The organism is Bacillus sp. BR3(2024), assembly GCF_039134555.1.
Lineage (GTDB): Bacteria > Bacillota > Bacilli > Bacillales > Bacillaceae_G > Bacillus_A > Bacillus_A cereus.
In genome coordinates, this window is the sequence record NZ_CP152433.1 from 4,300,122 (window position 1) to 4,325,407 (window position 25,286).

Sequence of the window (25,286 nt, forward strand, 5' to 3'; positions counted from 1 at the left end):
CATAATCAAGTGATGGAAACTATTCCATATAAATTATAACATCATCTTCCCTATCTTCTTTCATCATGAAGGAAAATATGTATGATTGTTCCAAAATGTAACAAAGACTTTCTCAATACAATGTATTTGACATTGCATTTCTTTTTCGTTATATTAGTTTTACAAAATTAAATTGTGCACAACTTAATTAGAAGGGAGTTATTTATGACAGAAGACTCTTTGCATCTAGATAACCAACTTTGTTTTTCTATTTACGCCTGCTCTAGAGAGGTTACTCGTTTTTATCGACCTTATTTAGAAGAAATGGGTATTACGTATCCCCAGTACATTACTTTACTCGTACTATGGGAGCAAGATGGACTAACAGTAAAAGAAATTGGAGAACGTCTATTTTTAGATTCTGGTACGTTAACACCTATGTTAAAACGTATGGAATCATTAAAACTTGTAAAACGTGTTCGTTCCAAAGAAGACGAGCGAAAAGTTTGTATTGAATTAACAGAACAGGGCAAAGATTTAAAGGAAAAGGCTTGTTCATTACCGACAACGATGGCTACAAACTTAGGAATTACAGAGCAAGAATATCGCTCTTTATTAATTCAACTAAATAAACTGATTGACACAATGAAAACAATTAATGATGGAAAAGGGGAATAAATATGGATAAATTATATACTGCTTCAGTAACAGCAACAGGTGGAAGAAATGGGAAAGTAGTTTCAGATGATGGCATATTAAATCTTGATGTAAAAATGCCGAAAGCACTAGGTGGTGCAGGCGGAGAAGCAACAAATCCAGAACAACTATTTGCAGCTGGTTATGCAGCTTGTTTCGATAGTGCATTACAACTTGTCATTCGTACAAAACGTGTGAAAGTAGAAAGTACAGAAGTAACTGCTCACGTTTCTATCGGAAAAGATACAGATGGTGGTTTCGGCCTATCTGCTGTACTTGATGTACATGTGGCTGGCGTTTCACATAGCGAAGCACAAGAACTTGTAGAAGCGGCTCACGGTGTATGTCCTTACTCGAAAGCAACACGAGGAAATATTGAAGTTACATTAAACGTACGCTAAAAAATTTAGCAAAACAAAAACGCGCGACATTCGTCACGCGTTTTTTGTTTTTGTAAATTTATGAATTGCTTTCCACGCTTCTTCTTTTCCAAGTCCTGTTTCAGAAGAGAATAGAACAATTTCATCGCCAATTTCAACAGCAAGCGTTTCTTTTACAACTTTTAAATGCTTTTGCCATTTCCCTTTCGGAATTTTATCGGCTTTCGTCGCAATAATAATTGTTGGGATTTCATAATGCTTTAAGAAATCATACATCATCACGTCATCACTTGTTGGTTGGTGACGTAAATCAACTACTAATACAGCTGCGTCTAATTGTTCACGCGTTGTAAAGTACGTTTCAATCATTTTCCCCCATGCAGCGCGCTCCGATTTAGATACTTTCGCATATCCATAACCTGGAACGTCAACAAAGTGCATCATCTCATTGATTAAGAAAAAGTTCAGCGTTTGCGTTTTTCCTGGTTTAGAAGAAATACGTACTAACTTTTTACGATTTAAAATTTTATTAATAAAGGAAGACTTCCCCACATTTGAACGACCTGCTAATGCAATTTCTGGTAAATCACTGTCTGGATATTGTTCTGGTTTAACAGCACTAATTACAATATCTGCTTTTGTTACTTTCATTGTTTCACTCCTACTAATGCGTGCTCCAATACTTCATCTAAATGAGATGCAAGCACAAACGTAAGGTTTTCTTTTACGCTCTCTGGAATATCATCTAAATCTTTCTCGTTTTCTGCTGGCAAAATAATTTTTGTTAAGCCTGCGCGGTGAGCACTTAATGTTTTTTCTTTTAAACCACCAATTGGTAATACACGACCACGAAGTGTAATTTCACCTGTCATACCGACTTCTTTACTTACAGGAATACCTGTTAGCGCAGAAATAAGTGCCGTTGCCATCGTAATACCTGCTGACGGTCCGTCTTTTGGAACTGCTCCTTCTGGAACGTGAATATGAATATCATTTTTCTCATGGAAATTCGGATCGATCTGAAGCTCTTCTGCACGAGAACGTATATAACTAAACGCAGCTTGTGCTGATTCTTTCATAACATCCCCAAGTTTCCCTGTTAAAATTAGTTTCCCTTTTCCTGGCGCTACAGAAACTTCAATGGCAAGTGTATCGCCGCCTGCTGCTGTGTAAGCTAGACCTGTTGCCATACCAACTTGGTCTGTTTTTTCAGCTTGCCCATAACGGAATATGTGTTTACCAAGTAAATCAACAATCTTTTTCTCTGTCACAACGATACGTTTACGTTCTGCTGTAACGATAATCTTCGCTACTTTACGGCAAACTTTTGCAATTTGGCGCTCTAGCGTACGAACACCAGCCTCACGTGTATAATAACGAATAATCTCAAGCAGCGCTTCATCACGCACTTGTAAATTACCTTTTCGTAAGCCATGTTCTTTTAATTGTTTCGGCAATAAATGCTCACGAGCAATGTGTACTTTTTCAAGTTCTGTATAGCCAGCAATCGAAATGATTTCCATACGGTCAAGTAATGGACCTGGAATACTTGAAAGTGTATTAGCAGTTGCTACAAACATAACTTTTGATAGATCATATGGTTCTTCAATGTAATGATCACTGAAGTTATGGTTTTGTTCTGGATCTAATACTTCAAGTAATGCCGCTGATGGATCTCCACGGAAATCGTTAGACATTTTATCAATCTCATCTAATAAGAAGACTGGATTAACTGTTTTCGCCTTTTTCATACCTTGAATAATGCGTCCTGGCATTGCTCCAACATATGTACGGCGGTGACCACGAATTTCAGATTCATCACGCACACCACCAAGAGATACACGGACGAAGTTACGATTCAATGATGTTGCAATTGAACGCGCTAACGAAGTTTTGCCGACCCCAGGAGGGCCTACTAAACAAAGGATAGGTCCTTTTAATGAATTCGTTAACTTCTGTACAGCTAAATATTCAAGTACACGCTCTTTCACTTTTTCAAGACCGTAATGATCGTTATTTAAAATCTCTTCCGAATGAGCAAGATCAATTATATCTTCTGTTGCCTCTGTCCACGGAAGCGCTAATAACCAATCAATATAATTGCGAATAACACCACTCTCCGCAGAACTTGCTGGTAACTTTTCATAACGATCTAATTCTTTCAGCGCAGCCTTCATTGTTTCTTCCGGCATTCCTGACTGTTCAATTTTCTCACGAAGTTCTTCTACTTCTCCGCCCTTGCCTTCTTTGTCGCCAAGTTCAGTTTGAATCGCCTTCATTTGCTCACGTAAGAAATATTCTTTTTGCGTGCGCTCCATGGAACGTTTCACTTTTTGCCCAATTTTCTTTTCTAGGCTAAGTAACTCTTGTTCATCTTGAATAATTGAAATAAGTGTTTGTAATCGTTCTTTTACAGATACAATCTCTAGAATCTCTTGTTTCTGCTTCGTTTTAATCGGCAAGTGAGAAGCAATTAGATCAGCTAATCTCCCTGGTTCTTCCACATCAGCTACCGTTGCAAATGTTTCATTTGAAACTTTTTTCGAAACTTTAATATATTGTTCGAAATGCTCCAGTAACGTACGCATAAGAGCTTTCTCTTCTAAATCATCTTCTACTTCTTCAGTTACCGTTTTAATCGACACTTGTACTACATTTTCTTCTTCGATAAACTCTATTACTTCTGCTCTATGTAAACCTTCCACAAGGACACGAAGCGTACCGTTCGGCAATTTTAACATTTGCTTCACTTTCGCCACCGTACCTACACTATATATGTCATCTTCTTTCGGATCATCGATATTCATTTCTTTTTGCATTGCTAAAAAGATGATATTTTCATCCATTGCCGCCTGCTCTAGTGCTTGTATCGATTTATCACGTCCTACATCAAGATGCAAAACCATCGTTGGATATACGAGAACGCCTCTTAATGGTAGGAGGGGCACGATTCTTTCGTTCGTATTCATACTAGACATAGCACCTCCATAATAAATTAAACTCCTGTTCAACTATTTTATATTACAATACACCTAGATGCAATTGCTGAGATTCCGCGCAATTGTAAATAGCTTGTTTTTCTACCTCACGAAAAGAAAAAAGACTCCGATTAAGCATACAAACTTAAACGAAGTCTGGCAAATTTTATTATTGTTTATTTTCACATAGATTGTGCATCAGTTTCGTCTACCTTAGTATGTACATCTAGCTCTCTATGCATATTTTCTTGCATAAACGTTAACTCAAATACTTCTTTTAACTTACGGACAGGAATAATTTCAATTCCCTTGATCGTATACAAAAATGGTTGCATATTTTCAGCAGGAATAATGACTTTCTTAGCTCCCGCTTTTTTCGCAGCTTTTATTTTTGCGTACACGCCACCAATAGGTTTTACTTCTCCGTGTATACTTATTTCCCCTGTCATCGCTACTTCATTATTTACATACGTGCGGTGCACCGCAGAATATACACCTGTTGCCATAGCGATTCCTGCAGAAGGGCCATCAATCGGGATACCACCTGGAAAATTAATATGTATATCATATCCTTCTGGCAACACATCTAAAGAACGAAGTACTGTTAATACATTATCAACAGAGCCTTTCGCCATACTTTTACGACGAATCGATTTCGTTTGACTACCAATACTTTCTTCTTCCACAATTCCGGTAACATTTACCGATCCTTTATCTTTCGCCTTGATTGCTGTTACTTCAATTTCTAATAACGCACCTGTATTTGGTCCGTATACAGCAAGACCATTTACAAGACCAATCCTTGGAATCGGATAAATGCGCTTTTCATATTTCGGTGTAAGCTGACTTGAGTGAACAACCCACTCTATATCTTCATCCTTAATGAAAGGACGTTCTTCATTTATCGCCATACCAGCAGAGATTTGCACGAGATTAATCGCTTCTCGTCCATTCCTTGCATACATCCCGATCATTTCAATACCATTTTCACCTATTTGCATTTCCACTTTTTCCGCGGCATTTTTCGCTACTTTTTGAATTTCTTCCGTATCTAATTCACGGAAAAATACTTCTAAGCAACGTGACCGAATAGCAGGAGGAATTTCCTCTGGCGAACGTGTCGTTGCTCCAACTAAGCGAAAATCTGCCGGTAAGCCTTTTTGGAAAATATCATGTATATATGTTGGGATCATCGTATTTTCTTCACTATAGTACGCACTTTCTAAAAATACTTTTCGATCTTCTAACACCTTTAACATTTTGTTCATTTGAATCGGATGGAGCTCGCCAATCTCATCAATAAACAAAATACCACCATGTGCATCTGTTACAGCACCTTTTTTCGGTTGCGGAATACCTGCTTGCCCCATCGCCCCAGCACCTTGATAAATCGGATCATGCACCGAACCTATTAAAGGGTCTGCGATACCACGTTCATCAAACCGAGCTGTTGTCGCATCAAGTTCAATAAATGTTGCATTCGTACGAAATGGAGATTTAGGATTTCGTTTCGCTTCTTCTAATACAAGACGTGCTGCCGCTGTTTTCCCAACACCTGGCGGGCCATATATGATTACATGTTGCGGATTCGGACCACAAAGAGCCGCTTTTAACGACTTAATTCCGTCCTCTTGCCCTACAATATCTAAAAAGGTTGTAGGACGCACCTTTTCTGCTAGCGGCTCTGTTAAAGAAATCTCACGCATTTTACGAAGCTGTTCTAATTCTTTTTTCGATTCTCGATCAATTGAAACTTTTTGTGTTCGTTGATTTCGAAGTAAATGCCAGAAATACAATCCGACAATTACACCAAAAACAAGTTGAACAACTAAAAATATATTTGTCCAGCTCATTATTTATTTCCTCCCGCAATATTTTATCTCTTAGTATTTCCGCGGAGGAACGTAGCTAAACATAAAGAAAAACAGCAATTATAAAAATTGCTGTTTCCCTTTCGCATTATGCAGATGTTTTTGTATCAAGTACAGTACCGTCTTGTAACACCAATTTTGGCGGCTCATTATCAGCTACTGTTTCTTTTGTAAGAATACACTTCTCGATATCTTTACGAGATGGAAGTTCGAACATTACATCAAGCATTAAGCCTTCAATAATAGAACGAAGTCCACGAGCACCCGTTTTACGTTCAATTGCTTTTTTCGCAATTTCGATTAGTGCACCTTCTTCAAACTCTAACTCAACATCGTCAAGCTCCAATAATTTTTGGAATTGCTTAACAAGTGCATTTTTCGGTTTCGTTAAAATATCAACAAGAGCATCTTCATCAAGTGGCTCTAGGTTCGCAATAACTGGAAGACGACCGATAAACTCTGGAATTAAACCAAATCTTAAAAGATCCTCTGGTAATACGTGAGATAAAACATGCTTCTCATTCACATCAGCATTTTTCTTCTCAGAACCAAATCCAATTACTTTTTCACCAAGGCGACGTTTAATAATCGGCTCAATGCCATCAAACGCTCCACCACAAATGAATAAGATGTTCGTTGTATCAATTTGAATAAACTCTTGGTGCGGATGCTTACGACCACCTTGAGGTGGAACGCTTGCTACAGTACCTTCTAAAATTTTCAGAAGTGCCTGCTGCACACCTTCACCAGATACATCACGTGTAATTGATGGATTTTCGGACTTACGTGCCACTTTATCAATCTCATCAATATAAATAATTCCTTTTTCCGCTTTCTCTACATCATAATCAGCTGCTTGAATTAATTTTAGTAAGATATTTTCTACATCTTCCCCAACATATCCAGCTTCTGTTAAAGATGTTGCGTCCGCGATTGCAAATGGAACATTTAAAATACGCGCTAACGTTTGTGCAAGTAATGTTTTACCACTACCTGTTGGCCCGATAAGTGCGATATTACTCTTCGCTAATTCTACATCATCAATTTTGCTATTAGAATTAATGCGTTTGTAATGGTTATATACCGCTACCGCTAGTGCTTTTTTCGCGCTATCTTGCCCGATGACATACTCATCTAAGATTTCACGAATTTCTACCGGTTTCGGTACATCTTTGAATTCTACTTCTTCGTCCTTCGCAAGCTCCTCTTGTACAATTTCAGTACAAAGTTCGATACACTCATCACAAATGTAAACACCTGGACCTGCCACTAACTTTCGAACTTGCGTTTGTGTTTTACCACAGAAAGAACATTTTAATTGCCCTTTTTCATCATTAAATTTAAACATATTTTCACACCCCTTACAAAGTGCTAACCTCTTGCCTTCGTATGTACACGATAAATGTATCGTATGTAAATACATATTATGTCACTACGTGGCGAGAAATACAAATAATATGACTAGTTATGTACAAATAAAAAAATTTTAAAACTTTTGAAATATGTATATTCGACTTGTAAAGGAACTTTTCCTTCTCCATCGAAAAGTTTTATAAATATATTTCTATATTTATAAAACAAGGCACGATTTTAATCGTGCCTTGTTATTTTATTATGCAGCGTTTTCTACTAAGAAGTCTACAGCTTTACGCACTTTAAGATCTTCAGCTAAAGCGTCTACGCTTCCAAGAGCTTGCTTGATAGCGTCTACTGGCATACCGTACATTTCAGCCATTTTTTCAACTTCTGCAGTTACTTCTTCTTCAGTAACTTCGATGTTTTCAGCTTCAATGATAGCTTCAAGAACAAGATTGATTCTTACACGTTTTTGTGCATCTTCTTTCATTTGCTCTTTTAATTTGTCAGCATCAGTACCTGTGAATTGGTAGTAAAGCTCAAGGTTCATACCTTGTTGGCTTAAACGTTGCTCGAATTCACGAACCATACGATCTAACTCAGTGTTGATCATAGCTTCTGGAATTTCGATTTCAGCGTTAGCAGCAGCTAATTCTACTACTTCGTCACGTACTTTGTGCTCAGCTTCGTGCTTTTTGCCTTCTTCTAAGTTTGTGCGAAGTTTTGCTTTTAATTCATCAAGAGTTGCAACCGCTTCGTCTGCTTCTTTAGCGAACTCGTCGTTTAACTCAGGAAGTTCTTTTGTTTTGATTTCGTGAATTGTTACTTTGAATGTTGCTGGTTTGCCAGCTAATTCAGCAGCATGGTACTCTTCTGGGAATGATACTTCAACGTCTTTAGACTCACCAGATTTAAGACCGATTACTTGCTCTTCGAAACCTGGGATGAATGTACCAGAACCGATTGCTAGAGAGTAGTTTTCGCCTTTTCCGCCTTCAAATGCTTCGCCATCAACGAAACCTTCGAAGTCGATTACAGCTGTATCACCGTTTTCAACAGTTCCTTCTTCTTTAACAACTAGTTCAGCTTGACGTTCTTGTAAAGATTTTAATTCGTTCTCTACATCTTCGTCAGTTACAGTTGTTTCAACTTTTTCTACTGCTAAACCTTTGTACTCACCTAATTTAACTTCAGGTTTCACTGTAACTTTTGCAGTGAAGATAAGGTTAGCATTTTTTTCGAACTTCTCGATGTCGATTTCAGGATGATCAACTGGGAAGATACCAGCTTCTTCAATCGCTTCACCGTATGCTTTTGGTAAAATGATATCTAAAGCATCTTGGTATAAAGATTCAATACCAAAGCGTTGTTCGAATAATGGACGAGGCATTTTTCCTTTACGGAAACCTGGTACGTTAATTGTTTTTACTACTTTTTTGAACGCAGCGTCGATAGAGTTGTTTACTTCTTTAGCATCAACTTCGATTGTTAAAACGCCAACGTTACCTTCTAATTTTTCCCATTTTGTAGACATTTATTCTTTCCCTCCAACTATAATAATGTATGCACATACCTCTATAGATTAAGATCTTCATTATCTCTTTTTTGAAATAACAAATACACAAATAATCCTCTAGCAAAAGCTTTCAGATATAATGTTCCAATCTACTAATTGCCCAGAAGACAACTACGGTATATTTTGTTCGAGAATAATATGAAACATATTAAGTAAGAGAATTACACTTCTCTTCTCTTACAAACAGGCAGTTTTCTGCCTTTTGCAACCCTTACATTATAACATAGAATATGCTCGTTTCAAGAACTGAACGATTCTTTTTCATAATTATACGGGCAAATATCCTTCTCTTTCAACACGTAATAACCATTGATAGGCAATATGAAACTCTTCCAATTCGATATTGTATGCTGCCATAAGCTCTTCTTCATCAATAGCCAATCCGAAACGCTTTCTTCCAATTCTCTCTAAAACAGCTGACCAAATCTCTTCTTTATCCATTAATAGAGCAAATGGGAAAACACTAATTTGCAATTCTTTCCAATATGTAACCATTGCTTCAAATATATCGGGATAATTTTGCTCTAATCGACTTGATAATTTATGTATAATGTTATTGGATTGCTCCTCATTATGACCTGTAAATGCTGGAATTACCTTAATCGTATTCCCAAACTTTTCTACCTCTATTTCCTCTTCTACCTGACTTTCTATCATTTTATACAAAATAGAAGTTTTCAAATAGGGGTGTTGCTCTTCTTCTATTAAAAATTTCTTTAAAACAGGTAATGCAAGATCTAAGTCTTTTAACGAAAGTCGCTGAATCGCTCTTAGCTTCTGTCCAAAGTTTTCTCCAAAAATTTCATTAGTAAACTCATCCAACTCAAAATTTGAATCGACTAGCGATGCGTCTCCCTCATTGAGCATACCTTCTGCAAATAAAGCAAGTTGCGCTAATTTTTCCTTTTGATCAGGCATTATATCTTTCGTTTGTAAAACCTTTTCAACAGTTTCAATAACACCTTCATAATCATTTGTTTGAACTAAAATAGTCACGTACGTTTCAAGAATATCACCAAATAAGACAACTCCTGTTTTAAGCAACTGTTCACATTTGTCTTTCGCTTCTTCCATACGTTTTAATTCGAGTAAACAAATAACTGAAGCTAATTCCGTTTGTTCCGTTTCCGCATTATACTGACGTAATATTTCAAAGCAGCGCAATGCATCTTCGAACTTCCGCTCTTTCAGCGCTAAAAAACCTTCATCAATATAGCGCTCTGATAGTTGTGGAAACAATACGACCGTATTTTCTTTTTTATCCATACGTCCGCCTCTTTTTCTTGATTTTAATTATGTTCAAAGTAAATATATCAAATGCGTAATGAGAACACAACATCCCAAAACTATTTGTTTGAAATATAAAAATATTTAATTTTTACATTCCAATACGAATAAATCTCTACTAAAAATTAAAATTGTACAAATAAAAATCCCCAGCAACAAGCGCAGAGGATTCATCATTAATGGAAAGCTTTTATAATTGTGGGGTATATTACAAGGGTAATAATTTGGAGAACAATAATTGCCATAACAATCATGCTAAAATAGAAGATTGGTTTACTTCGCTTCATTAAAAACATAATAATAAGCATCGTACAAGCAAACAAACTTAAGAAGAACAAACTTGTTGTCGAACTAAGTATACCACTTGGGACAAAGAACAATAACACTACACTACAAGTACCTATAATTCCAAATAACCATTCCATTCATTCACTCATTCCCTTTCCCTCTCATGGCTGTTTTCTCTAAGCAATCAAATGTTTCACAACATCAACTACATACGTTAATTTCTCATATGCTACAAATCCAAAAGCAACCGTTAAGCCCGTTACAACTAATCCTTTCATCATTTCTGCCTCCTCGTTTTATCGTTGTTATCTTCATTATAAAAGATTAGCAATTTGTTACCATCGAACTACCTTACAGTTACCTTACAGAATTGTAAGATTTCAAAAGAGGATAGAAAAACACCTCACATAGCTTGAGGTGCTTTCACGGAATTTCTCTATAATCACTTGCAAAATTAACTTTTTTCTCTTGGTTATTTTTCGGAGAATCCAATCTTAAACTAATAGATTTACTAAATAATTTAGGATCAAAATAATTATTCATTACTTTTCTTAACTTACCTTCAGATATTTTCGTATTACAAGAAAACAAAGGATGAAAATCATGTTAATATATTTTTATACAATTAAGAATTTAATTTACAAGGGGGATTATATATGTTTAAAAAAATGGCCGCAGATGTATTAGGACTAAGCGATGTAGGTTCTGTTATTACACCTAAAGACTATGATAAGGTCGATGCCGATGATTATGTAATGCATGAAGATGGAGAGAAAATTTACTTTCTAATTAAATCGAAATCAGATGAATATTGCTTCACAAACAAAGGGTTAATTCACTTAGACGGTACAAGCGCAACAAGTAAAAAACGTACACTACGCCGCTTTCGTTATAGTAAATATCAAATTAAAAACGTAGCACTCGAAACTGCAGGAACGATTGATTTAGATGTAGAAATTAAGTTTCAAATGGGCGATGAACATTACTCAATTGATGTTCATAAAAAACATATTGAAGAATTAAAAGATTTATATAAGGCTTTACTTAAAATCGAAGAAATTTCATACGACAACGATATTACATTACAATATGCACATAAAAGTTTAGATATGGCATCTAATGCCTTTAGCCGCATTTCAAACGCACAAGTAAATTTAGCAGAGCAATTTAAAGAAATGAACGAGATTGCCTTTAACTGGCTTGTTGATACGAAGAAACAATATAATGTGAAAGATTATGGTTTTGTATTTGAGAAGTTTATTAACAACTAATTTCAAATACACAAAAAACCTTGTTATCAAGAGATAACAAGGTTTTCTTAGCGTCCCAGGAGAGATTCGAACTCCCGCTCCGCCCATTTCCGTACTATTTTATATATTTTGATCGCAGTCTTAATATATCTTCTCCTTCGCGAATGCCTGCCGATCCCTTCCTCACATTTTTTACGACAGTCCAATTCGGGTTAGTTTCATCACCGATGTTCTGTACTGTAAAATTGCCATCACCATATTTTCGGTGGCCTTCTGCCAATTTCTCCGTTAAATCATTCTCATTTGATCTCGCCATCTTTGCGCCATCTCCCTTTTTTATACGACCTTCTTAAACCATCTAACCAATCACAGGTCCAGTCAATTGGAGATTCTCATTTTCCGCTTCTATTAATTGTAACACACTGCCGGGGATAAGTTCCGATAACTGCTGCTCAACCGTACTAGAATGGTAAAGAATTTTATAATATTGCAAGTAAACAATTAAGAGAATCTGGATATGGATTTGAGTTCCATCATAAACCTATTAATTCTTTAAATTAAATAAGATGAATAGGGCGCATAAATGGCGCTCTTTTTATTTAAGAAAAAAAGTACATATGCAACTGCTTAATATCAAAGGAAAGGTCGCAAATATTAAGCATGAACTACACTTATAACCCAAACATCAAATTTTAGACAAACAAAAAACCTTGTTATCTTTTGATAACAAGGTTTTTTTAGCGTCCCAGGAGAGATTCGAACTCCCGACCGTACGCTTAGAAGGCGTATGCTCTATCCGGCTGAGCTACTGGGACATGGAGCGGGTGAAGAGAATCGAACTCTCGACCAGAGCTTGGAAGGCTCTTGTTTTACCACTAAACTACACCCGCATATGTTATTTTCTTTTATTCGTTAGCGCCGTTGCCCTATCGACAATATTTATTATATGTATAACCACACATAAAGTCAACACCTTTTTTAAAAGAGGATAAATTTTCTTATCCTCTTTTAAAAACTGCCTGTTCAACTAGTTGTCCGTCTAACGTTTCAAAACGAACTTCCATTTGATTTTCATCCATTTCTAATAAAGCAAATGTCTTTTCTACACGCTGACGTGGTAATAAAATACTGCCTGGATTAATAAATAAAACGCCCTCGATTAATTCCGCACCTAATACGTGAGAATGTCCGAAGCATGCAACTTGCGCTCCCACTTCTTCAGCATGGTACGCTAGCGTTTGTAATGTCATTTTTACATTATGTCGATGCCCATGTACAACTAAGAAGCGAATTCCATCTACATCAGTTACAATTTCATCTTGAAAGTTAGCATAATCACAATTTCCTTTTACAACATGGAAACCTTGCAGCTCTTCATGAGCAGGCGTTAGCTCTGAATCACCGCAATGAATCATGATATCTACTTTCCCTTCATACTTCTCTTTTAACTGCTGTAATTCCTTCACAGAGCTATGACTATCGCTTACGATTAAAGCTTTCATCAATCTCTCTCCCTTATTCTCCTAAAAACCATTCAGGGATTTTTTCTTCTAGCTTACGAAGAGCACGTCCGCGGTGACTAATAGCATTTTTTTCATCTGAACTTAATTCCGCCATTGCTTTTTTGTATTCTTCCACATAAAAGATCGGATCGTATCCAAAGCCATTTTCTCCGCGGCGTTGTTCTAAAATAAATCCTTCACATGTCCCGTTTACAATGACAGGCTTTTTATCACCTTCAGGGAAAGCTACTGCTAATGCACAGTAGAAGCGAGCTTTACGCTTATCAAACGGTATTTCATTTAATTCTTGTAAAACTTTATCAATATTCGCTTGATCATCTTTTGGCTCTCCAGCAAAACGAGCTGAATACACGCCTGGTTTCCCGTTTAACGCATCTACAATAAGACCTGAATCATCCGCAATTACAATTGCATTCAACTGTCTACTCAAACTATCCGCTTTTAAGATCGCATTTTCTTCAAATGTTTCACCAGTTTCTTCGACTTCTTCAATATGAGGAAAATCGTGTAATGATTTCACTTCTAAATCAAATCGCTCAAATAACTCAGCAAATTCACGTACTTTCCCCATATTTTTTGTCGCTACAACAACTTGTTTCATACTTTCCACCTCTACTCTATATGAGATACGATGTCACCTAACGCTTCTTTTTGCATATCAATCAGTTGGAAAATGCCTTGTTCTGCTGCATCAAGTAATTCATTTAACTGCGCTCTACTAAACGTCGCTTCTTCTCCAGTTCCTTGCACTTCAACAAACTGACCTTTTCCAGTCATAATTACATTCATATCAACGTCTGCTTTAGAATCTTCTGCATAGTTTAAATCTAAAACAACACCTTGCTCTTCAACAATTCCTACTGACGTTGCTGCTAAATAATCTTTTACTGGAATTTTAGATACTTTTTCTGCTTGTAATAACTTCTCAAACGCTAATACCATCGCTACGTATGCACCTGTAATAGAAGCTGTTCTCGTTCCACCATCTGCTTGGATGACATCACAGTCAATCCAAACTGTTCTCTCGCCAAGCGCTTCTAAATCAACTACCGCACGTAATGCTCGTCCAATTAAGCGCTGGATTTCCATTGTACGCCCTGTTACTTTCCCTTTGCTTGACTCCCTAATCGTACGTTGTTCTGTTGCACGCGGAATCATCGCGTATTCAGCTGTTACCCATCCTTTTCCTTCTCCACGCATAAACGGTGGTACACGCTCTTCAATTGTTGCTGAGCAAATCACCTTTGTATCCCCAACTTCAATTAATACAGATCCCTCTGGATGTTTTAAATAATTCGTATGAATATGTATATGGCGTAATTCTGTTTTCTCTCTACCATCTACTCGCATAAAAATAACCTCCTCTTAATTACTACTCGTTAGTATAGCCAAATTTAAATGTATGATATGTATACAATAAAAGAAGGAGAACCCAAAAAGCAATTCTCCTTTCTTACTTAAGTATATCAAATTATTCAAGATTAAAAACTACCTGTATTCACGTTTTCTGGACGATCTACAGGTTTTATTAACTTTCCGCCCTTTTCATCTATAAGATTTGCTTTTCCATTCACTTCAATAGAAATATTTTTCACACCTTTCTTTTCTGTTAAAGATAAAACTAACGACTTCAATACGTAATTTGAGATCATATTTTTATCTGGGTTTACAAATATATTTTCATTAAAGTTTAATGTAAGATTTCCGTCTTGTAATTTCGGATTCGTAATAAGCTTAACGCCTGGATTAAAATCATTCAGGAGCGATTGATGGATCGGACCTTTTACAAGTTCATCTATAATTGCTGCATAGTCATTTTCTTTACCTTCCGCAACGCGGCGTGTGACTGGTACGTAGTATTGCTGTTTATTATTATTTTGCGCCATAAAATACAGTGTGACTGGTTTTGTATTTGTTACATCTGCTACTTGTTCATCATCGAAGTTAATACCATTTGCACGGCTCACTCCTTCACCAAGCGGTGTACCACCAACCGGCATCTTTGCCAATTTCTCACCATTTATTTGGAACTGCACTTGTTTTATCTCTGTAAATTGCGTCAACGTCCAAGCTATAGATTCAACGATTTGACGCTCTTCTTCTTTCGCATAGTTTTTCATTTCTTTAGAGAAATCAATAACTGCCGTTCCGTCCTTTTTCAAATCTAAAGTCATCGTTGTATTCGCCGGAATGACTGCACGAAACCCATTCGGTAATAAATTCGTTACCGGTCCATCTTTCACAAGGTATTCTAACGTTTGCTTCACAGTCTCATTTGCTTTCGGAGTAGGTATAGCTAACGTTTGTGGTACAACATAACCATTTTTATCAACAAGGTATAGTTCTCTGTTTACCATTTGCCCTTGCTTATCTTTTTTAGCTACTTCTTTCTTCCCACCCTCTGTATACGTAACTTGTTTTGGCGGATCAATTTGTTCAGTTGCTTTCTCTTGATTTATAAAGCCACACCCTGTTAGTAAAACAGCGCTCACAGTAGCACCAACAACCCATTTAAAAGTGGATTTAGGCATGCCATTCCCCCCCTAAAATCTAAGTTTGTACTATTATGTATACGAGCTGTTTCACGTTTTAGAACAAGCTGCGCCTCTTATAAATTGAAACTTTAATCAGTAGGGGTCTTACTCCCCAGCAAATAGCAAGATAAAACAAAAACTCCTGATTTCTCAGGAGCTCACTTATATAAATTCTACTATTATTCTTTTTCTAAATGAATATGCTTCACATTTTCAATCGGTTGACCGAACCATTTTGATGCAATTTCTTTAAACAAGCCTATTTTTCCTGTTGTTAAGAAGAGATGATCGCTTTGTTCTTCTCCTTCATTCAACATTTTACTATGATATAAGATTGTACTTACTTCACGTGCTGTTTCATCACCAGAACTAATTAGTTGCACTTTATCTCCCATTACTTTTTTAATAACAGGTCCTAAAATCGGATAATGTGTACACCCTAATATAAGTGTATCAATATCGGTACTTTTCAGTGGTTGCAACGTTTCTCTTACAACTTCATACGCCATTTCACTTTCGAAATTCCCACTCTCTACAAGTTCAACGAAAGGTGGACAAGCTAAACTTTCTACCATAACACGGTTATTAATAGACTTTAACGCCTCTTCGTATGCACCACTTTTCACCGTTCCAATCGTTCCAATAATCCCAACGTGATACGTGTTTGTCACTTTTAAAGCTGTACGTGATCCTGGGTGAATAACTCCTACTACTGGAATTGGTAATTGTTTTTGCATCTCTTCTAATACAACTGCAGTTGCTGTATTACACGCAATAACTAACATTTTAATATTTAAGTCTAGTAAATGCTCTGTCATTTCCCACGTAAATTGACGTACTTCTTCTCGAGAACGTGGACCATAAGGACAACGTGCTGTATCTCCTAAATATATGATACGCTCTTTCGGCAACTGACGAATTAATTCCTTCGCTACTGTTAAACCGCCAACTCCTGAATCGATAACACCGATTGCTCTATTCAACTTCATCACCCGTTTTCTCATTCATCATCTTTTATGTTTATCATTATATTTTACACACTTTAAGTTCGCTCACTTCAAATGCTTCTGTATGAAAATTTTCATTTTCCCATGTATAGACTAGGACCTTTTTTATTTTGCTCCTTTTTTTCGTAATTTGCAAGATAGAAAAATAACCGACCTTCTATAAGAAAGTCGGTTTCTTCTATATAAAGTGCATATTCATTGCTCCATCTTTTTTTGAAAAGAAGACATTCCCATCAATAAGAAGAAATGAGCAGCAATTAAAATGACGATCAAAATAAAATTTAATCGATAACTATTTGTAGATTCCATAATTTTGCTCGCTACAGCTGGTCCAAATGCCATACCGAAAAAGTTAATTAAATTATATAAACCAAGACCGACTCCAACTTTAGCTGGATTTAATGTTTTCGGGATAAATGTGTTTAATGATACTTGAATTGCCGAATAACTCATAAATGTTAAAATAACCGCAAATAAAATAAAGAGTAAGTTCCCGTCCGGAATAATCCCTAAAATTAAAAAGCCAATGATCATAACTACAGAAGCTACATACATCATCTTCACATTCCCAAACGAAGGAATAATCTTTCCGGTAATAAAACTAGATACAATACCAAAGAGAGATGCAATAAACAATACAATTCCAATAACGAATGGAGACAATCCATGTCCTCTTCCTAACAGTAATGGTAATAATAATAAACTAGCACATAACGCCACATTAATGATAAATCCGACCGCTATTAAACGAAGTAATGGTTTATTTGTAAATAACTCAATATCAATAAACGGCGACTCTGTTCTCTTCATATGAGCCTTAAATAAAAATAGAAAAATAACAGATAACACAAAAAGCCAACTATTAATATTCACTCCTAATAAAATGGTCGTAATCAATACAAATAATAAAACTGCTCCAATGAAATCAAAGCGAAACACTTCATCTGTATGTCGCGCCTCTTCTGGCATAAATTTTACGAGTAAGAAAATACCAATCATTGAAATAACCATAAATAAAAATAAATACGGCCACCCTAACGTATTTGTAATTGCCCCACCTACTAAAGGTCCAATACCAACCGCTAATGCAATAGAAGAACTAATCATTGCTAACGCACCTGGTTTTTTAGCTGGAGCAACTAATTTCGCCACCGCAATCATACTAAGCGCAATAAACGCTGCTCCCCCGCTCGCCTGCACTAACCTTGCGAAAATGATAATTTCATAAGATTGATTCATAAATCCAACAATAGAACCAGCTACAAATATGATAATAGAAATAATTAATAGTCTTTTTACACTGTAACGATCAGCCAGCTTTCCATATATTATCGAACCAATACCGACAACTAAGGAATACCCTACTACAATCCAGCTTACTTTCGATTGACTAATTGATAAATCATTGGCAATATCCTCTAGCGCTACATTAAATAACACAGCGTTCATCGGTCCTAACAAAACAATAAAACATAATGTAAAAACAAACCATTTCGAATGGTTTCTTATATCTTTCCCCATGTGTAACACTCTCCTGATTGCAATTTTAAAACTATCAAACTATAGATAAAAAAATGAACTTATTTAAATGTTGTATCACCACTAAACAACTTCATTAAATGTGTAAAAGTTGCTAATTTATCGCGCGATAAAGTGAAACTTTAATCAGTGAGGTTTGTGTTCATCCCCCACTGATTATTAGCCCTCACCAATCGGGCTTTTACGGGCAGCCCAACCCCTACCTAAATTCTTTGCTTCCGCTGAATTTTGAGATGGAGGTCTTACTGCCCGTTAATGCGGGGTAAATTGAATTCGAAACGAAACACGTATGTTGTTCGATATTCATGGAACTATCATAGTTTCAGCATTACAGTTTGTCAACGAAAAATATACAAATTAAACTAATTAAGCCTTTTTAGTTTACTTTGTTCAAAAGTTATTATACACTAATTTCGAAGCCGATATAAGGAGGACTGGCATGATTATTCAAATTTACATTTTTTAACTTAATAAAATGAAACGCATACAGAACTTTTATATAGAAGAGACATTATAGGAGGATTATGATGAAGAGAAAAATGTTAGTTGTATTAACAAGCGTAGAAAAATACCCAAATTTAAATAGGGCTACCGGACTTTGGCTTGGTGAAGCTGTACATTTCGTAAAAAAAGTAGAAGAAGCGGGTTACGAAGTTGATTACGTCAGTCCACAAGGCGGTTATACACCAATTGATCCACATAGTTTAGCAATGGCGGAGAGTATCGATTGGGAATGGTATCAAAAGAAAGAGTTTATGAATCGCCTCGGTTCTACAATGAAACCAAGTGAAGTGAATCCAGAAGACTACGCTGTTATTTATTACGCAGGTGGCCACGGGGTTATTTGGGACTTCCCAGAAAATAAAGAACTTCAAAATATTAGCCGCAATATTTATGAAAACGGCGGAATTGTTTCTTCGGTTTGTCATGGAGCTGCTGGTTTATTTCATATTACATTAAGCAATGGGGATCGTTTAATTAGCGGTAAGAAGGTAACAGGCTTTTCAAATGAAGAAGAAAAATTAGCTGAATTAGATCAATTCGTTCCATTTTTAACAGAAGATAAACTCATTAAAAATGGAGGACTTTACGAAAAAGCCGCGCAACCGTGGGAAGCTTATGCTCTAGAAGATAATCGTGTTATCACTGGTCAAAACCCAGCTTCAGGTGGTCTAGTAGCCGAATTAGTATTAAAACAGTTGCAAAAATAATATGTACTAAAAAAGCAGATTCTCCTCTATTAAGGGAGATCTGCTTTTTTACGAAATCATTTGCAAAATAGCAATAACTTCTTTTTCAATTTCAGAATCATCAATTGCTTCTATATACTCTGGTTTAAAAAGTTGATACTTCTTTAATTGATAAAAATCAAGTATCGCTTTCTTTAACGTAATATCGTACTGAATACAAAAAGAATGATCTATAATACGTCTTAACATCACATCATCTTGTACCATAAATAATTGTGCATTCATTTTATTAAAATAACCTTGTTCCATACCCGCTTCAAAAAACATTTGCAAATTATGGTTACGATTTTGTTGGGCAGCGACTAATTGATCCGACAAATGCGGATATGCTTCTTTCAAATCTTGCAAAAAAACATCCGAAATATATGTCACACATTTTAAAGAATGGATAAACGTCTTTTGGAAACGTTCTGTAAATGACATACTTTCATCTTGATTATCCGCATCACCTTCGAGTAGATAGTTCATGAAATCCTCTACTACCGCCTCAATAATTTCATCTTTCGAAGAAAAACGTTTATATAAAGTAGCTTTACTAATATCCATATATTTCGCAATTTCATCTATTTTCAATTGGCTAAAACTTGTCTTTCTAATAATGGGCTTTATTTTATTAATATAAGTATTTGCACATGCGACTTTTCTCATTTAAAAGAGCCTCCCCTTTTGTCCATACAAAATAGTATAGCAAATTCACGAATGATTATAAATGAAGTTATTATACTCACTATGCCTTTTTAGTTTATTACATTTTCATATACTATACATAAAAAACTATAATCAATTATTACCAACTGGACGGTTACAAACCAATTTCGAGGCGGGAATTTTAGAATACAGTGAAACTTTAATCAGTGGGGGGGCGTTCATCCCCACTGATTATTAGCTCTCACCAATCGGGGGTCCTACTGCCCGGCAAATAGAGGGATAAAAATACCCACTACCTTTGTTAGTAGCGGGTACTTTTTCTATAATTTATTTACAGCCCTTTTTATAGCCTTACCTATTTCCACGCTAGACTGTGGATTTTGTCCTGTAATTAAATGACCATCTACTACTACATGCGGCGTAAAATTGGGGGCTACATAAAACAAAGCTCCTTCTTCTTTCAACTTACTTTCTAGCAAAAACGGAACGCGCTTTTCTAAATGTACAGCTCTTTCTTCATCGTTTGTATAACCTGTTATACGCTTACCCGCAACAAAAAACGAGCCATCCTTATTTTTCACACCGACTAAAGAGCTTACTCCGTGACAAACAGCCGCTACAATCCGGTTATTGTTATACATATTCTCAATCAAATTTGCTACATATGGATTACCTGGAAAATCTACAATCGCCCCGTGCCCACCACCAAATAAAACCGCATCATAATCCGAAAAATGAACATTTGAAATCGGCTTCGTATTTTGCAATAAAGAAGCTACATGCTTGAATTCGCGAGGTATACCATTCGGAATAGACACTCTATCTATAGGTACTCTCCCGCCTTTTATTGACACAATATCAACATCAAACTTAGCCTTTTTTAATACATGATAAGGAGCTGCGAGCTCTTCAAGCCACAAACCAGTCGGGTGTCCATTCATATCATGAGCACTTGTTGAAACTAACAGTATCCTTTTCAACATATCCCCTCCTTATTACCTATTTATGTATGAAACGTTTTTATCATTCATATAGCAAGTGAAGCAAACAAAAAAATAGCCGACTTTTATATAAAAGTCGGCTGCTTTCTTATAATTCGAGCTCTCCCATACGAAGAAGCTCCACAACTGCTTGTGAACGTCCTTTAACCCCTAGCTTTTGCATTGCGTTTGAGATGTGGTTGCGAACTGTCTTTTCACTTATAAAAAGTTCACCTGCAATTTCCTTCGTTGTTTTATCTTGAACCAGCAATTCAAATACTTCTCTCTCTCTCTTTGTGAGTAAAGGTTTAGATTGATACGCTTTTTCCTTCAACTGGTATAACCCTCCTTGCTTAAGCCAGAGCTGTGTATGTGTAAGTTGGGTGTTTATTTAGTCAAGATATTGTATGAACGAAATGTGCAGGTGGTGAATGAAAATGGGCTTTATTTCCTATGTTATTTTAGACTTTTATACAGTGCGTACACTCTTTTTATCCACTTACTTTCCAACGCGCCATATTTGTTCTAGCAATATACTTACAACCGTACCTACAAATAAGCCATTACCGAATATATATTGCATAACAGACGGCAAGGATTGGAGTGCTCCAGACGGTAAAAACATAACGCCGCTGCCAAATAATACTGCAACGCCTAAAATCGTTACATTCCTTTCACTCATCGGCACTTGTTTTATATTATTAAATCCAATTCCAATTAACTGTACGAACGAAGCCATTAAAACAGCCGATGCGACAGCTGATGGTAAAGATGCTAAGTAACGAATAATACTTGGAAAAAGAGACATTACGACTAGTAACGCACATGCCATTAAGAACGATCGGATATATTTTTGTTTTGTTAAACGTATAAATCCTGCCGTTGCTGGTAACGGAACGACACCTACAGTTGAAAATACAGAAGAGATGATATGCGAAATCCCCCCAACCCATGTTCCATCTTTCAACTGTTTTTGTTCAATAGTCGCTTTATGAATAGTTGCTTGATTAATTGCTATAATAGCTGCCACCGTATTCGAAACTAAAATACATACCATAACAAAACTTGATACAGCCATACCTGTATTCCATTTTGGAAGTCCCCAAGCAAATATATGTGGAAGTTGCACAAAATGAGTTACTTGAGATGGGATTGTCACTTTTCCTGCAATGAGAAAAATAATCCACCCACTAATTAATCCTATTAAAACTGCATAACTTTTGACAAAGCCTTTTCCAAAATTAGATAGTATAATAACGAACAGAAATATACTAAACGCGATCATTGCTGTAAATCCGTCGATTTGAGAAATAGTAGCTGTAATTCCTAACATTCCTTTTAAAAATACACCACTTAATTGTAAACATAATAAAAGTAAAAACGTCCCTGTCACAAGCGGCGTAAATAAAAATAAAATACGTCCTATAAAACCAGTTACTCCTAATCCTATTAAAATAATACCGGAGATTATCATTCCTAATTCTAAAATTTGCAGTGTACTATGTAATTGATCTTGTCCGGCCGTTGCATAAGCAAGTACGGTAAATACACCAACCCAAGATCCAGCCGGCCCATCCGCAATTGGTAGTCTATGCCCAAGCCATCCTTGTAAAAAAGAAGATATACCAACTACAAAAAACGTACGCTGCATTAAATAAAATATTTCTTCCGTCGTAAGATGAAATAATCCGCCAACGACAATTGGTAGTGCGATTGAATTTGCTAATAAAAATATAAACCATTGCAAAGTTCCCATAATATGATTTTGGTTATGTTGATTGTCCAATTTTTTCATCCCTTCTAGCTTTCCTATAAAAATATATTGTAAGAATAAAAAAGAAGAGTTCTATACTCACCATTAGAACCCTCCTCAAAATATTTAAACGATTCTTCTACACAAGATTATTTAATTCCACCTCATTTAAACTTCCAACAACAATATTTCCTTTATACACGACTAAACGTTTTTCTGTTTGACGCGCTACTGCTTCAGCAGCGCATGTCGCATTCGTCAAAACAAAGCTCGCTTCATCCCCTACATTCGGCCATACTCGCTTCCCTTCCTTATTTAACGTTTCTTTTCCTCCTGTAATAAAGCGGAGTGCTTTTCCTAAAGACCTTTCGTCACTCCACCCAAAACGCTCTGCTAATCGATTCGCCTTTTGAAGCATATCACCTGTTCCAAACGGTGACCAATGATCTGTAATGCTATCATTGCCTAATGAAACCTTAACACCTTTTTTATCTAATAACGGAATTGGGATTACTTGTTTACCAATTGGCACTGTTGAAGTAATATCAATATTTACATTTGCGAGTCTTTCTGCCACTTCTTCAGCCTCTTTATCAGTAACACCACCAAGTCCAAGTGCATGACTAATCGTTACACGGCCTTGCCATCCTGCTTCTTCTGTTAAACTTGCCAATCTCTTCATCGTAAACGTTCCAAGATTATTCGCATCGTGCAAATGAATATCAACATCCGCATTAAATTCGACTGCGATATCCATAATTGTATGTAATGACTTTTCAATGTCATTATCCACTGTAGCTGGATCTACTCCTCCGACTAGATGGGCACCCATACGCATCGCATCTTTCACGAGTTGCACAGAATTACTGCGCAATAATCCATGTTGCGGAAACGCAACAATTCTACTAGATACTCGATTTTTATATGTTTCTAATGCCGCTAACGTCGCCTCCAAATTACCAAGCCCAATAATTGGATCAACATTACAATGCGTTCTAATATTCGTTGCACCATTTTGCAGTAGTAACTCTAGCATATTTTCCGCTCTATTTTGAGCAGTCGCTAATTGCTTTGGTAAAATTTTTTCTTCTTCATTAAAACGTGTAAAAATACTTTCTGCTGGCATACAAGCTTTCCATGGGCCACTATAATATGTTTTATCAATGTGAATGTGCATCTCTTTGAAAGCTGGCAACATTAATAAGTTCTTAGCATCAAAAGTTACTATATCTTCCTCTTGAACAATCCCTTTTATAATTTTTTTAATTCGACCATCTTCAATAAGTAAACTGCATAATTCTGTTTCTGTTTGTGAAATTCTCTCTTCTTCATATGTATACCCTGATTCAAGCATTACGTTAGTCAACCAATATACTGTCATCTCTATTTCCCCACCCTTTATTAAAAATCACCTCATAACTACAAGTTTAATATCCACTGAAAATTAAGACAATTAATACGATCGCTTCTCACAAAAAAAATGTAATACAACCCCATAGTCTTCTCATAAATTTCCATATAGAATAAAAGTATGCAGTTTGATATAAAAAGGAGTTGATTGGAATATGTCAAAAAAGTTATGTAAATCCGAAACTGATAAAATGCTATTTGGTATATGTGGTGGTTTAGGAGAATATTTTGATATTAGCTCTACTCTTATTCGTATCATTTGGGTTATTGCTGTTTTATGTTTTGGGACAGGATTTTTAGTTTATTTCATTTGTTTATTACTTATGCCACGTTCGTACTAATGGCATCATTTCACATACTTAAGAAGAGCAAATCACCTATAGAATCCTATAGGTGATTTTTTCATGAAGAATATTTCATCGTTAAATGTAATACCGCCACTTCTTCTTCTTCATTTTTATAAATATGCTTCTTATTCGCTTCAAATTGAATGGAATCAAACTCATTTAATTCGTATACATCATTCTCCACTTGAATAGACACTTTCCCTTTCATTACCGTTACAAGCTCAATCGCACCTTCATGATGAGCTTCTGGCTCATATATACTATTTGATCGTAAACAAGCACGGTGCATTTCCATCCCTGTTTCTTTCGTATAACGGAACATCGTTTCTAAATGCCACGCTTGTCCTTCATCTACTGCAAATCCTTCTCCACAGCGCGCAACAGCTACAGGTTCTCCAACAACCATTAATCTGGATAAAGGAATTGATAACCCTTTCGTTATTTTCCAAATGACAGCTAGTGTCGGATTTGTTTCCCCTCTTTCGATCTTTCCTAATGTTAATTTACTAACTCCTGTTTTATGGGCTAATTCTTCTAAACTTAATTTCTGTTCATTTCGAATTTGTCTCAATAACTGTCCAACTTGTTGAATGACTTCTTTCGTTTGCATATCTTCATTTTCTTTCATATATAA

At 36.1% G+C, this 25,286-nt stretch carries 25 protein-coding genes and 2 tRNA genes; 5 read left to right on the top strand and 22 right to left on the bottom strand.

Annotation, left to right across the window (positions count from 1 at the left end; all coding sequences use genetic code 11):
* The first annotated feature begins 204 nt into the window (after positions 1 to 204).
* Together V7S45_RS22135 and V7S45_RS22140 are read left to right on the top strand one after the other, a co-directional pair.
* Positions 205 to 657: a MarR family transcriptional regulator gene (locus V7S45_RS22135; protein ID WP_000133916.1), complete on the top strand. Its 453-nt coding sequence runs from the start codon at positions 205 to 207 to the stop codon at positions 655 to 657.
* 2 nt (positions 658 to 659) lie between these two features.
* Complete coding sequence (locus V7S45_RS22140) at positions 660 to 1,076, top strand: organic hydroperoxide resistance protein (RefSeq protein ID WP_000359781.1); 417 nt, start codon at positions 660 to 662, stop codon at positions 1,074 to 1,076.
* A 33-nt stretch (positions 1,077 to 1,109) separates the two neighbouring features.
* Here the strand turns inward: V7S45_RS22140 and ysxC are convergent, their stop codons facing one another.
* The 7 genes from ysxC to V7S45_RS22175 form a co-directional block, all read right to left on the bottom strand.
* Positions 1,110 to 1,706: a ribosome biogenesis GTP-binding protein YsxC gene (gene ysxC / locus V7S45_RS22145; RefSeq protein WP_000869116.1), complete on the bottom strand. Its 597-nt coding sequence runs from the start codon at positions 1,704 to 1,706 to the stop codon at positions 1,110 to 1,112.
* Positions 1,703 to 4,033 (bottom strand): endopeptidase La, encoded by a 2,331-nt coding sequence (lon, locus tag V7S45_RS22150; protein ID WP_000097289.1) that lies wholly within the window; start codon positions 4,031 to 4,033, stop codon positions 1,703 to 1,705. The genes ysxC and lon overlap by 4 nt, the downstream gene beginning before the upstream one ends.
* Positions 4,034 to 4,215: 182 nt before the next feature.
* Positions 4,216 to 5,886 (bottom strand): ATP-dependent protease LonB, encoded by a 1,671-nt coding sequence (lonB, locus tag V7S45_RS22155; RefSeq protein ID WP_157797755.1) that lies wholly within the window; start codon positions 5,884 to 5,886, stop codon positions 4,216 to 4,218.
* A gap of 106 nt (positions 5,887 to 5,992) precedes the next feature.
* Complete coding sequence (gene clpX, locus V7S45_RS22160) at positions 5,993 to 7,252, bottom strand: ATP-dependent protease ATP-binding subunit ClpX (RefSeq protein WP_000472289.1); 1,260 nt, start codon at positions 7,250 to 7,252, stop codon at positions 5,993 to 5,995.
* 264 nt (positions 7,253 to 7,516) lie between these two features.
* Positions 7,517 to 8,794, bottom strand: a complete 1,278-nt coding sequence (gene tig, locus V7S45_RS22165; protein WP_000105215.1) for a trigger factor — start codon at positions 8,792 to 8,794, stop codon at positions 7,517 to 7,519.
* A gap of 309 nt (positions 8,795 to 9,103) precedes the next feature.
* Positions 9,104 to 10,102, bottom strand: coding sequence for a hypothetical protein (locus V7S45_RS22170; RefSeq protein WP_000358277.1), 999 nt, complete (start codon positions 10,100 to 10,102; stop codon positions 9,104 to 9,106).
* 197 nt (positions 10,103 to 10,299) lie between these two features.
* Positions 10,300 to 10,548: a hypothetical protein gene (locus V7S45_RS22175; protein ID WP_001983650.1), complete on the bottom strand. Its 249-nt coding sequence runs from the start codon at positions 10,546 to 10,548 to the stop codon at positions 10,300 to 10,302.
* Between the two features lie 519 nt (positions 10,549 to 11,067).
* Here V7S45_RS22175 and V7S45_RS22180 point away from each other — a divergent pair.
* The gene (locus V7S45_RS22180) at positions 11,068 to 11,682 is read left to right on the top strand and encodes a PH domain-containing protein (protein WP_000473863.1); all 615 of its coding nucleotides are present in this window, start codon (positions 11,068 to 11,070) and stop codon (positions 11,680 to 11,682) included.
* 94 nt (positions 11,683 to 11,776) lie between these two features.
* On the opposite strand, the gene V7S45_RS22185 is transcribed toward V7S45_RS22180, so the two are convergent.
* The 9 genes from V7S45_RS22185 to V7S45_RS22225 form a co-directional block, all read right to left on the bottom strand.
* The gene (locus V7S45_RS22185; protein ID WP_000124460.1) at positions 11,777 to 11,977 is read right to left on the bottom strand and encodes a hypothetical protein; all 201 of its coding nucleotides are present in this window, start codon (positions 11,975 to 11,977) and stop codon (positions 11,777 to 11,779) included.
* 425 nt (positions 11,978 to 12,402) lie between these two features.
* A tRNA-Arg gene (locus V7S45_RS22190) sits at positions 12,403 to 12,476 on the bottom strand.
* Position 12,477: 1 nt separating this feature from the next.
* Positions 12,478 to 12,551: transfer RNA gene (locus V7S45_RS22195), tRNA-Gly, on the bottom strand.
* A gap of 108 nt (positions 12,552 to 12,659) precedes the next feature.
* A complete protein-coding gene (locus tag V7S45_RS22200; protein WP_000645488.1) occupies positions 12,660 to 13,163 on the bottom strand; it encodes a metallophosphoesterase in 504 nt (167 codons plus the stop codon).
* Between the two features lie 13 nt (positions 13,164 to 13,176).
* Positions 13,177 to 13,785 (bottom strand): XTP/dITP diphosphatase, encoded by a 609-nt coding sequence (locus V7S45_RS22205; RefSeq protein ID WP_000815939.1) that lies wholly within the window; start codon positions 13,783 to 13,785, stop codon positions 13,177 to 13,179.
* An 11-nt stretch (positions 13,786 to 13,796) separates the two neighbouring features.
* Complete coding sequence (gene rph / locus V7S45_RS22210; RefSeq protein WP_001261765.1) at positions 13,797 to 14,534, bottom strand: ribonuclease PH; 738 nt, start codon at positions 14,532 to 14,534, stop codon at positions 13,797 to 13,799.
* Between the two features lie 131 nt (positions 14,535 to 14,665).
* Positions 14,666 to 15,715: a spore germination protein GerM gene (gerM, locus tag V7S45_RS22215; protein WP_001126746.1), complete on the bottom strand. Its 1,050-nt coding sequence runs from the start codon at positions 15,713 to 15,715 to the stop codon at positions 14,666 to 14,668.
* 182 nt (positions 15,716 to 15,897) lie between these two features.
* On the bottom strand, positions 15,898 to 16,707 hold the full coding sequence (racE, locus tag V7S45_RS22220) for a glutamate racemase (RefSeq protein ID WP_000774005.1): 810 nt from the start codon (positions 16,705 to 16,707) through the stop codon (positions 15,898 to 15,900).
* Between the two features lie 213 nt (positions 16,708 to 16,920).
* Positions 16,921 to 18,246, bottom strand: coding sequence for an MFS transporter (locus tag V7S45_RS22225; protein ID WP_088345816.1), 1,326 nt, complete (start codon positions 18,244 to 18,246; stop codon positions 16,921 to 16,923).
* 545 nt (positions 18,247 to 18,791) lie between these two features.
* Here V7S45_RS22225 and V7S45_RS22230 point away from each other — a divergent pair.
* Positions 18,792 to 19,475, top strand: a complete 684-nt coding sequence (locus V7S45_RS22230) for a type 1 glutamine amidotransferase domain-containing protein (RefSeq protein WP_000823849.1) — start codon at positions 18,792 to 18,794, stop codon at positions 19,473 to 19,475.
* A gap of 48 nt (positions 19,476 to 19,523) precedes the next feature.
* Here the strand turns inward: V7S45_RS22230 and V7S45_RS22235 are convergent, their stop codons facing one another.
* The 5 genes from V7S45_RS22235 to V7S45_RS22255 all read right to left on the bottom strand — a co-directional run bounded on the left by V7S45_RS22235 (position 19,524) and on the right by V7S45_RS22255 (position 24,276).
* Positions 19,524 to 20,162 carry a TetR/AcrR family transcriptional regulator gene (locus V7S45_RS22235; RefSeq protein WP_001233006.1) on the bottom strand — a complete coding sequence of 213 codons (639 nt, stop codon included), beginning with the start codon at positions 20,160 to 20,162 and terminating at the stop codon, positions 19,524 to 19,526.
* Positions 20,163 to 20,482: 320 nt separating this feature from the next.
* A complete protein-coding gene (locus V7S45_RS22240) occupies positions 20,483 to 21,145 on the bottom strand; it encodes a type 1 glutamine amidotransferase domain-containing protein (RefSeq protein ID WP_000919607.1) in 663 nt (220 codons plus the stop codon).
* A 106-nt stretch (positions 21,146 to 21,251) separates the two neighbouring features.
* A complete protein-coding gene (gene gerE / locus V7S45_RS22245; protein WP_000659484.1) occupies positions 21,252 to 21,476 on the bottom strand; it encodes a spore germination transcription factor GerE in 225 nt (74 codons plus the stop codon).
* Between the two features lie 165 nt (positions 21,477 to 21,641).
* Entirely contained in the window at positions 21,642 to 22,937 is a 1,296-nt protein-coding gene (locus tag V7S45_RS22250; protein ID WP_000732140.1) for a purine/pyrimidine permease, read from the bottom strand.
* A gap of 97 nt (positions 22,938 to 23,034) precedes the next feature.
* Positions 23,035 to 24,276 carry an amidohydrolase family protein gene (locus tag V7S45_RS22255; RefSeq protein WP_000219564.1) on the bottom strand — a complete coding sequence of 414 codons (1,242 nt, stop codon included), beginning with the start codon at positions 24,274 to 24,276 and terminating at the stop codon, positions 23,035 to 23,037.
* Between the two features lie 184 nt (positions 24,277 to 24,460).
* Here V7S45_RS22255 and V7S45_RS22260 point away from each other — a divergent pair, with 184 nt between their 5' ends.
* Entirely contained in the window at positions 24,461 to 24,646 is a 186-nt protein-coding gene (locus V7S45_RS22260) for a PspC domain-containing protein (protein WP_000038411.1), read from the top strand.
* A gap of 61 nt (positions 24,647 to 24,707) precedes the next feature.
* Here V7S45_RS22260 and V7S45_RS22265 read toward each other — a convergent pair whose 3' ends face one another.
* Positions 24,708 to 25,280 (bottom strand): XRE family transcriptional regulator, encoded by a 573-nt coding sequence (locus tag V7S45_RS22265; RefSeq protein ID WP_000661924.1) that lies wholly within the window; start codon positions 25,278 to 25,280, stop codon positions 24,708 to 24,710.
* Positions 25,281 to 25,286 lie beyond the last annotated feature (6 nt).